Origin of the sequence: Cyanobium gracile UHCC 0139 (assembly GCF_034931325.1) — a bacterium.
In the GTDB taxonomy this organism is placed as follows: domain Bacteria; phylum Cyanobacteriota; class Cyanobacteriia; order PCC-6307; family Cyanobiaceae; genus Cyanobium; species Cyanobium gracile_B.
The window spans coordinates 1-9,189 of the sequence record NZ_JAYGHX010000019.1; the positions used below are offsets into that span (position 1 = coordinate 1).

5 protein-coding genes are annotated in these 9,189 nt (G+C 72.3%); all 5 read right to left on the bottom strand.

Annotation, left to right across the window (positions count from 1 at the left end; genetic code table 11):
- Positions 1-535 precede the first annotated feature (535 nt).
- The 5 genes from VB738_RS16345 to VB738_RS16365 are packed head-to-tail and all read right to left on the bottom strand — an operon-like array spanning position 536 to position 9,026.
- Entirely contained in the window at positions 536-2,575 is a 2,040-nt protein-coding gene (locus VB738_RS16345; RefSeq protein WP_323306750.1) for an acyltransferase family protein, read from the bottom strand.
- The gene (locus VB738_RS16350) at positions 2,572-3,561 is read right to left on the bottom strand and encodes a lysylphosphatidylglycerol synthase transmembrane domain-containing protein (RefSeq protein ID WP_323306751.1); all 990 of its coding nucleotides are present in this window, start codon (positions 3,559-3,561) and stop codon (positions 2,572-2,574) included. The genes VB738_RS16345 and VB738_RS16350 overlap by 4 nt, the downstream gene beginning before the upstream one ends.
- A gap of 4 nt (positions 3,562-3,565) precedes the next feature.
- Complete coding sequence (locus VB738_RS16355) at positions 3,566-4,969, bottom strand: glycosyltransferase (RefSeq protein WP_323306752.1); 1,404 nt, start codon at positions 4,967-4,969, stop codon at positions 3,566-3,568.
- Positions 4,966-7,467, bottom strand: coding sequence for a glycosyltransferase family 39 protein (locus VB738_RS16360; protein WP_323306753.1), 2,502 nt, complete (start codon positions 7,465-7,467; stop codon positions 4,966-4,968). The genes VB738_RS16355 and VB738_RS16360 overlap by 4 nt, the downstream gene beginning before the upstream one ends.
- Entirely contained in the window at positions 7,464-9,026 is a 1,563-nt protein-coding gene (locus VB738_RS16365) for an ArnT family glycosyltransferase (protein WP_323306754.1), read from the bottom strand. The genes VB738_RS16360 and VB738_RS16365 overlap by 4 nt, the downstream gene beginning before the upstream one ends.
- Positions 9,027-9,189: the final 163 nt, after the last annotated feature.

Consider the following 9,189-nt stretch of genomic DNA (forward strand, 5'->3'; position numbering starts at 1 on the left):
CCTCGCGGCAACGCGCTCTGATTCTCCCTTCAAGGTGTTCCGGCCCCCTCCAAGGGGGCTTTTTCATGGCCTCCCGCGGTCATGCCCCCCATCGCCGGCCCGAAAAGCTGGTTACGATGCAATCGTTCCGTCAGCAGTGACGTGGTGATCGACGGAAACGTCTGATCGGAGTGCACCGCCATGCCGGGCCCGATGCCTTTTCTCCCCCGCCACGGCGGCGGTTGGATGCATCCGGTGCCATGGCCCTGCGGCTGCCATTCCGCCCTCGGTCGTCTTCCGCCCTTGCCGCAGGCGTCGCCGGCTGGCATCCAACCCACAGGAGGAGGTGTCCATGACCCCAAGTTGTCCCATCCAGGGTCTGCAGATCGCGGAGAATGCCGGCTGATCACGGCCGCTGAATCCTGATCCATCGGTTCCGCGCCAGTGCGGGCCCGGCGAGAGCCCCCGAGTTCGTGGCCCAGGTTTCCTGGCACCCACGGACTCGGGGGCATCGTTCATTGGGACCTGGCCCTCAGGGCCCCTCCGCCGCCGGTGTCTACGGTGCTGCCGGTGCCGTTGCAGGGGACATCAGCACGTTCCGGATCAGAGGCGCGGCGAGCTGCACCGCCTCCTTCGAGGGGTGGGAATGCTCGTCCCGGTAGAGAATCTCCCCACCCCGGGCTCGATAGGTGCAGGCCCCGTCGGGGCAGAACAGGTCGAACAGATCGACCACCTGCAGCTTGCCCTGGTTCTGCAGATCGACCAGCAAGTCGTCGAGGGGCTGGCGTCGACGCAGGGATTCCGCCCGGCCCGGCATCAGGCAGGGGCCGCCGAAGGGGGAGAACCACTGGGGCACGGCACTGGCGGGGTGGCAGTTCGCCTCCCGGGCGAAGGGCAGGCCGTTGAGCACCGCCAGGCGCACGCCGCGCTGCGCCAGGCTGGCGGAGAAGTCGGTGAGGCCCACCCTGAGGGTCTGGAGGATCAGGCGGCTGCCCGGCCCCTGGCTGGGGGGCGAGAACATCACCATGTCGTTGACCAGGAACACCCAGTCACCCGGGCGCAGCTGCGCCACCAGAGCCGGCACCACCCGGTTCCAGTAGGCGCGGTTGGTGGCGGCGAAGGGGCCGCCGCCGCCGAGGGCGGCGAAGTTGCCCACCGGGGAGGCGGCCCAGGCCGAGGTGATCGTCACGGCGTAGTCGTCGGTGGCCACCAGCTCGTCGAAGGCGCCGGCGAAGGAGGCCGAGAAGGAATTACCCACCACCAGCACCCGGTGGCGGGCCGTGGCGAAGTCCCCGAGGGTGCAGGCCTCGATGGCAATGGTTTTCGCCGCTTCGCCGTCGTTGGCCAGCACGCAGGGGGATCCCTGCCAGGTGCCAGTGGCGCCCGCCACCCGATAGGGATCGACGAGCGATTCCACCCCCATGCCGGCGGGGATCGGGTTGCGTCCGGCGTAGAGGCTGAACGGCGGCAGGTTGTCGACACCGATCAGCAGCCCCGCCCCGGCGGCCAGGCCGCCCACCCCGATGGCGATCGTCCGGTCCCGCCGCGGGGCCCAGCTGGCCTGCCGCAGGGGCTTCTCCACCCAGCGGTAGGAGGCCACCGACAGGAGCACCATCAGGCCGATCTGGAATGGCAGCGACCACCAGTGAAGGCCGATCGTCCAGCGGCTCAGGGAGAGGACTCCCCAGTGCCAGAGGTAAAGCGAATAGGAGATCAGCCCCACCCACACCAGGGCCGGCAGGGTGAACAGGCGGTAGGCGGCGGTGCCCTGCCGCAGGCTGGCGATCAGCAGCGTGGTCAGGACCACCGCAGCCACCGTGGCCGGCACAGCCCAGGCCAGTGGCAGCAGCATCACCCCCCCCAGACCCAGGACCGCCGCCAGGGGCGGCAGGCGGCCCAGGCCCCTGGCGGCGGTCGGCCAGACACCGCCGAGGCAGAACAGCAGGCAGCCTGCCCCCATCTCCCAGAGCCTTGGCGGCATCAGGAAGTAGGCGGCGGCCTGCTGGGTGGGATAGAGCTGAACGAAGGCGATCAGGGAGGCCAGCGAGGCCACGCCCATCACGCCGAACAGGGCCCTGTGCCCCCCGGCACCGGGGCGGGCGAAGCCCGTCAGCCAGGCCACCATTGGCAACAACAGATAGACCTGCTCCTCCACCCCCAGCGACCAGGTGTGGGTGAAGGGGTTGAGTTTGGTGGCGGTGCCGAAGTAGTCGGTGGCCTGCCCGTGCAGGTAGATGTTGGAGAAGCCGAACAGGGCGCTGATCCCCGTGCGCAGGGCCGTATGGGGCCGGGGGATCACCAGGCAGGACAGGATCCCCACCACCACCACGAAGACCAGCAGGGCCGGCACGAGCCGTTTCAGACGCCGGCTGTAGAAGCCGAGCAGCAGATCCCCCAGGGAACGGGCCGGACGGCGGGTCAGGGAGGCGGTGATCACGAAGCCGGAGATCACGAAGAAGATGTCCACCCCCAGGTAGCCGCTGGGCAGCAGCCGGTCGTCGATGTGGTTGACGATCACGGCCACCACGGCCAGGGCCCGCAGGCCGTCGATCTCGGTCCGGTAGCCGGTCGTGGAGGAGAGAGGGGTGTCGCTCACGTCGGCATCGTCTCGTCACCGTCCCGATGGCGGCCCAGCACCACCAGGCCCACCGCGGTGGGCAGCAGCACGGTGCACACCCGCAGCACCAGGGTGACCGCCAGCGCCGCCGGCCGGTCGACGCCGAAGGCGACCGCCAGGCCGATGGCCGTCGCCTCCGCGGTGCCGACCCCCGCCGGCAGAAAGGAGAGGACGCCGCCCAGGGCCATGGCGGTGCGGATCACGGCGGCCTGGGTCAGGGCCAGGGGATCGCCCTGCAGCTGCAGCAGGCCCATCAGCGCCGTCGCCTCGATCAGCCACACCAGGGCTGCCAGAGCGGTGCCCACCAGCAGGGGCCAGGGCCGTAGCAGCCGCCGCATCCGGCCCACCGCCCCGAGGGCCTCCCGCAGCAGCCGGGTCAGTCCGTGCCAGCGCCGATGGGCTGGCAGCCGGTCGAGGAAGGCCTCCAGGCGCCGCAGGGCGGCCGGGTGGGTCAGCAGCCAGGCGCCGACGGCCAGGGTCCCGGCGCCCGCCGCCAGGGCCGGCAGGATCCGCCCCCCGAGCCCCCAGGCGAGCACCAGCAGGGCTCCGGCCAGGTCGGTCACTCGCTCCGCCAGGGTCACCCCCACGCCGATCTGCATCGGAATGCCGTGGCGGCGCTGCAGCCACAGCCCCCGCAGGGCCTCGCCGCTGCGGCCGGGGGCGGCGACCAGCGCCAGGCCGGCGACGTAGATGCGGCTGCTGGGCCGCCAGGCCAGGGGATGCCCCAGCTGGCGGAGATAGAACTGCCAGCGCTGGAACAACAGCAGATAGCCCGCGGCCACCAGGGCCGGCACCAGCACCCAGCACCACCAGGGCAGCGCCCCCAGGGAGCGCACCACGTTGGCGAAACCGAACCAGATGCTGAGCCCCAGGTAGAGCACCAGGGTTGCCACCAACCCCAGGAACCAGCGCTTCCTCATCGGCGGCCTTGCCGCCGGCGGGGCGGCGACGGGACGGACAGCCACGCGGTCATGGGGTGAAGCGCAGCTTCTGGGCCGCATACAGGCACATCCTCGCCAGGATCAGGCCCTCCTTCACATGGGCGATGTTGGAGCTGCCGTAACTGCGCTCCTGGTACCGCACCGGCACCTCCACGATCTTGAGGTTCAGCTTGGCTGCGCCGAAGAGCAGATCGAAGTCGCCGAAGGGGTCGAAGTCGCCGAAATAGGCCCGCCCGGCCTTGAGTCGTTCGTAGTCGGCCTTCCAGATCACCTTGGTGCCGCAGAGGGTGTCCTTGAGCCGCTGCCGCAGCAGCCAGGAGAAGGCCGCGGCGAAGAAGCGGTTGGCGGCCGTGTTCAGCGGTGGCATGGCGACGCTGCTGCGGGGGTACACCAGCCGGCAGCCGTTGACGAACTCCCCCCGGCCCTCCGCCAGGGCCTTGTAGAAGCGGGGCAGATCCTCCGGGCGCACGGTGAGGTCGGCATCGAGGATCATCAGCACCTCCCCTTCGGCCTGATCGAAGCCCAGCCAGACGGCGTCCGCCTTGCCGCGGCCGCTCTGGCGCAGGGCCCGCAGCTGCAGGGGGCCGTTGTAGGACCCGCAGACCCGCTCGATCTCCGCCCAGGTGTCATCGGAGGAGTGGCCCTCCACGAACAGCACCTCGGTGGCCGATCCCAGCAGGGGCATGCGCGCGATGGCGGCGGCGATGTTGCCGGCTTCGTTGCGGGCCGGGATCACCACGCTGACGCTGGGGCGGCGCTGGGCCGGGGTGGCGGGCCGGGCCACCAGCCAGTGGGTGAGCCCGAGCTGTTCGAGCAGCGGCAGCTGGCTCAGCCAGCGGTTGGCCAGGGGGGCGAGCAGGGGGATGCGGCGGGGCAGCAGGCAGCGGTGCCCCTGCTTGAGCACCTCCCAGCCGGCCAGATCGAGCAGGTTCTGGACGTCCCTGGGGGTGAGCCAGCTCTCGGGGGGCTGGGGCTGACGCAGGCCGGCGCCTTCCGCCGCCTTCAGCAGCGGCTGCCACAGCCAGTTGTGGAAGCTCACAACCAGCCGGGTGCGGTCATGGCAGAACGCCGCCAGCCGCTCCAGCACCCCCTGCACGTCCTCGAGGGTGTTGAGGGTGTTGGCCAGCAGGATCACGTCGAAGGGGTCGCGTTCTCCGATGGCCTCCGGGTCGATGGTGGCCGCCTCGGCGCAGACGATCCGCAGGTTGGGGTGGGCCGCCCGGGCGGCGGCGGCGATGGCGGGGTCGCGTTCGATGCCCACCCCGTGGCCCGGCTGGGTGGACGCCAGCAGATCGCCCAGGCCGCAGCCGATCTCGAGCACCCGCAGACCCGGGGCGACCAGCAGCTGGTGCAGGCGGTTCAGGTCGTCGTAGTAGGCGCGGTTGCGGCGGTGGAACCGCAGCAGTGCCTCCGGCTGGAGCGTGCCGTTCATCGCAGCAGGGCCAGGGTGCCCGCCACATCGAGCCGCAGGCCGCGGGCCACGATCCGGAGCGTCCGCAGGGTGCGGTTGCCGGGGTCGAGGCGGGCAGCGGCATCGAGGGCCACCTGGGCCTGGCCGGGGTGGAAGCGGTAGAGCTGCACGAAGCCGAGGGCCATCAGGGCATGGGGATTGGTGGGTTCGAGGGACACGATGCGCTGCAGGGTGTCGACGGCCCCATCGGCGTGCCGCTGCAGCGCCTGGGCCAGGGCCAGACCATAGAGGTCCTCCAGATCGGCTTCCCCGGGGTCGGCGCCAGTCTCCTGCAGCCTGGCCCGCAGCAGCCGCTCCCCCTGGGAGAGATAGACCTGCTGGGGGTCGCGCTGGTTGATCTGCCCCACCTGCCGGAACAGCCGGTCGAGATCGCCGGCCCGCAGCAGCCTGCCGAGCTCGACCAGCTGGTCGATGCGGTTGGGGGGCGCCCCGGTGTCCATGCCCTGGGCCTCCTGGGCACCACCGCCAGCCACCGTCAGGGTCAGGGGGGCGCTGTGCAGGGACAGCGGCCGCCCCTGGCGGTCGAGGGCCCGGGCTCGGAGTTGGTAGGGCCCTGCGGGAAGCCCGGCCGGCACCACCAGGGCCAGCCGTTCCCGAACCTCCAGGCAACCGCCTGGCTCCGCACGCACCATGCCCTGGCCGATACCGCGGTCATGGTGCCAGTGGGGCCTCGCCCCGGGGGCGACCTGGCCAGGGGGGGCCACCGGCTGCGGCAGCCAGTCGAGCAGCAGCAGGCCGTCCCGCAGCTCGGCCGCCGGCCCCCGCAATCGGCTCACCAACACCGCCCCGTGGCCCGGCCGGAGGGGGGACGGGGGTTCGACCGCCAGGTTCAGGGCAAGGTCCCGCCCCGGTCCGCAGGCCACCGGGAGCACCTCCAGGCCCAGGGTCCGCCGCCTGAAGAGCTCGGCGCTGCTGCCATCCGGCAGGGGCCAGCGGCCGGCGGCCTGGAACGCGGGTGATCGGCGCACCAGGTCGTCCAGGGCGGCCTGGCGTTCATCGCTCATCACCCCCTGGTCGCCCCCCTTGAGCAGGAACCAGTCGAAGCCAGCCAGGTCGCCGTCGAGCTGGTCGACGGGTGCCACGGTCTGGCGGGCGGCGACGCGGAACTCCTGGCGGCGCCCTTCGGCGTCGAGGTTGAAGGCGTTCAGCCCCTGGCTGTCGGGCAGTACCGCCAGGGTGGAGAGCTGGTGGGGACTGTGCTGGCGGATCGTGGCCACGATCGCTTCCAGGGGCCAGGGGGGGCCGGCGACGGGCGGGCGCGGTGGAAAGGCGGTCGGATTGGCCGCCAGGGCGAACTGGCTGGCGAGCGCCCCCCAGAATCCGATCGCCACCACCGCCAGCCTCCAGACGGGGGTCCAGCGGCCGCTGGCCGAGGCCAGCACGATCCCCAAGCCGAGGCAGAGCTGGGGGACCAGGGGCAGCACGAAGCGGAAGTCCTTGGTGCTCATCAGGGTGGCCAGCAGCAGGGCACCGAGGGGAAAGCTCAGCCACCAGGCGAGCCGCCGCCAGTTCAGAGCTCCGGCAGGGGCGCTGCGGTTTCGCCACCCATGCAGCGTTCCCCCCGCCATCACCACCGCCACCAGCGCGGCCCCGGCCATGGTCGGCAGCAGGCGTGGGTAGAACAGCCAGCCCGCCAGGGTGTTCGCCTCCAGACCGTCCTGGTACAGGACGCCCCACTGGCGGGCCTTGTTGACCGTCGAGAGGATCGTCAGCCAGTTCTGGCTCCACCAGGGCCAGGCCACGGCCGCCGCCGCCGCCGCCGCCAGCAGCGCCTCGGCCAGCCGACCGAAGCGGGTCCGCGGGCCCGGCCGCCCCCGCCGGAACAGGGGCGCGAGGGCCCTCCAGGCCAGGGCCAGCAGGGGCAGCCAGAGCATCACCAGGCCGGTGGGGCGCGTCAGAACGACCGCCCCGAGGCCCAGGCCGCCGCCCAGGCTCCAGAGCCAGGGGCGCCGGGGCCGGCCCAGCACCCGCAGCGTCAGCAACCACCAGGTGGCCGTGAGCACGGCCGTCAGGCTGAAATCGATCAGGTAGTCGCTGCGCTGGTTCAGCAGGGCCGGCGAGACGGCGCAGAGGAAGGCGGCCCAGAGCCCGGCCGCCCGGCTGTGGGCCAGGCGGCCCAGGCCATAGAGGCTGCCCAGGAGCAGGGCCTGGAACAGGCTGTTGGAGAGGATCGCGCTGCCATAGCCGGGTCCCAGCAGGCTGAACACCGGCGCCGTCACCAGGTAGGTGAACGGCCCCCGGTAGGTGGGCGTCTCAGCCCAGAGCCGTTGCCACCAGAGCGGATCGAGGGGAGCCGCCTCACCGAGCACCTGCCAGACCCCCAGGGCCCGGCTCAGATGTTCCCCCTGGTCCCAGGCCGGGGGCTGGGCGTGGCCCTGCAGCCAGAGGACATCGAGGAGCAGCCCGGCCAGCCCCAGCACCAGCAGGATCCACCCGTCCCGGCCGCGCCTTTGCCTCATCGGGTCGCTCCCGGCGCCTGGGCCAGCACCCAGGGCTCCAGTTCCGGGGCCTGCAGCCGTACGGGCCATCCGGCCGGCAGCTCCCGGCGCCGGATCCATACCCGGTCTCCGGGGGACACCTGTTCCGCCGGGCCGATGCGGGGCGTGAGCCGGGGGCTGGCCAGGGCCACCAGGATCAGCCGGGCATGCTCCTCGCCGCTGAGGGGGGCGCCGGCCACGGCCGCGATCGGCCCGGCCGCTAAGGCCGCCCTGGCCTCAGGGCGCTCCAGGGCCTGCCGTTGCCGGGGGCTGCGATCGGTGAACAGGCCGGCCTGCACCAGCAGGGCCAGGGCCAGCCAGGGGCCGATCAGCAGGGCACCCAGACGGGGGGAGCCGTGGCGGCACCAGGGCACCAGGGCCCAGGCCAGCCCCAGGCAGCCCGCCGCCACGGCGAACTGCTGAGGAGACGGGGGCAGGTCTGCCACCGCGTTGGCCACCAGACGGCCGGCCGGCGTTCCGGGCCAGAGCACCGCCAGTGACGCCAGCACCAGCCCCAGCCCCAGCGCCAAGGCGCCGAGGGTCACCCCCCGGGTCCAGCGGCCGGCGCCGGCGCTCCATGACCGCAGGCCAGCCGTGGCCGCCAGGGCGACGAAGGGGGTGAGTTGCAGGCCGTAGTAAGGCGTCTTGGTGCGGAAGGCGCTGAGCAGCAGCAGCAGCAGCAGCGGATAGAGCAGCAGGAGCAGGCGGCGGGACCGCTCCAGTGGTCCGGCCAGCCAGCCCCACCACCCCGCCAGGGCCAGCAGGCTCCAGGGGAAGGTGTTGGCCGGCAGGTTCCAGAGGTAATAGAGGGGGCCGGCGCTGTAGACGTCGCTCTCGGAGAGGTAGAGCAGCTTCTGCCACAGGCCCGCCACCACCGGCAGCCCCAGCACCCGCAGGCTCAGGCCCAGCCAGAGCGCCACCGGCAGCCACCCCAGGACCAGGCCGAGCCAGAAGGCGGGCTGCCGCAGCAGGGCCCGGCGCTCCAGCAGCAGGAAGGGCAGCAGAGCCAGCACGGGCAGCGCCACCATGAAGCCCTTGATCAGGAAGGCCGGGCCGATCCAGGCGCCGGCCAGGTACGTCCAGGGCCGCTGCGCCGCGTCGGCCCGCAGCAGGGCCAGGATCCCCAGCAGTTCCAGGGCCAGCAGGGGCATGTCCTGGCTGGCCAGATGGGCGTAGTCGAGCCAGAGGGGGGTCAGGGCCAGCACGGCCGCGGCGAGCCAGCCGGCGCCGTCCCCGTCCAGCAGGCGCCTGGCCAGTTCGGCGGTGAGCAGCAGGCAGGCCACGGCGGCGACCAGGGACGGCAGATGGGCCGACCAGGGCCCCACCCCCGGCAGCCGGCCGGCCGCGGCGATCAGCCAGGGCAGGCCGATGCTGCGATCGAAGACCACCTGGTCCCACCAGGGAGGGCCCAGCCACTGGCCGCTCTGGGCGATCCAGCGGGCCTGCAGGGCGTAGTAGCCCTCGTCGTGGGCCAGGAAGCTGCGCGGCGCCGCCGTCAGCAACAGGGGCAGGAAGGGCAGCGACGCCCACGGGGCCTTCATGGGCGGCACTCTGGCAGCAGCCCCGGGTACCGGACGTTGTGCTTTCTGGCACATGGCGACTGGATGGTCTTGGTCCCGTGGGAGATCCTTGGTTTGGCGCATTGCGCCGCTTCCGTGTGAGGAACCCATGAAACTCTTCCAGCAACTGCTGGTCGCTCCTGCA

Coding starts and splice junctions, on each gene's coding strand:
- VB738_RS16355 (WP_323306752.1), bottom strand. CDS start 4,969: ATGAACGGCACGCTCCAGCCGGAGGCACTGCTGCGGTTCCACCGCCGC.
- VB738_RS16360 (WP_323306753.1), bottom strand. CDS start 7,467: ATGAGGCAAAGGCGCGGCCGGGACGGGTGGATCCTGCTGGTGCTGGGG.
- VB738_RS16365 (WP_323306754.1), bottom strand. CDS start 9,026: ATGAAGGCCCCGTGGGCGTCGCTGCCCTTCCTGCCCCTGTTGCTGACG.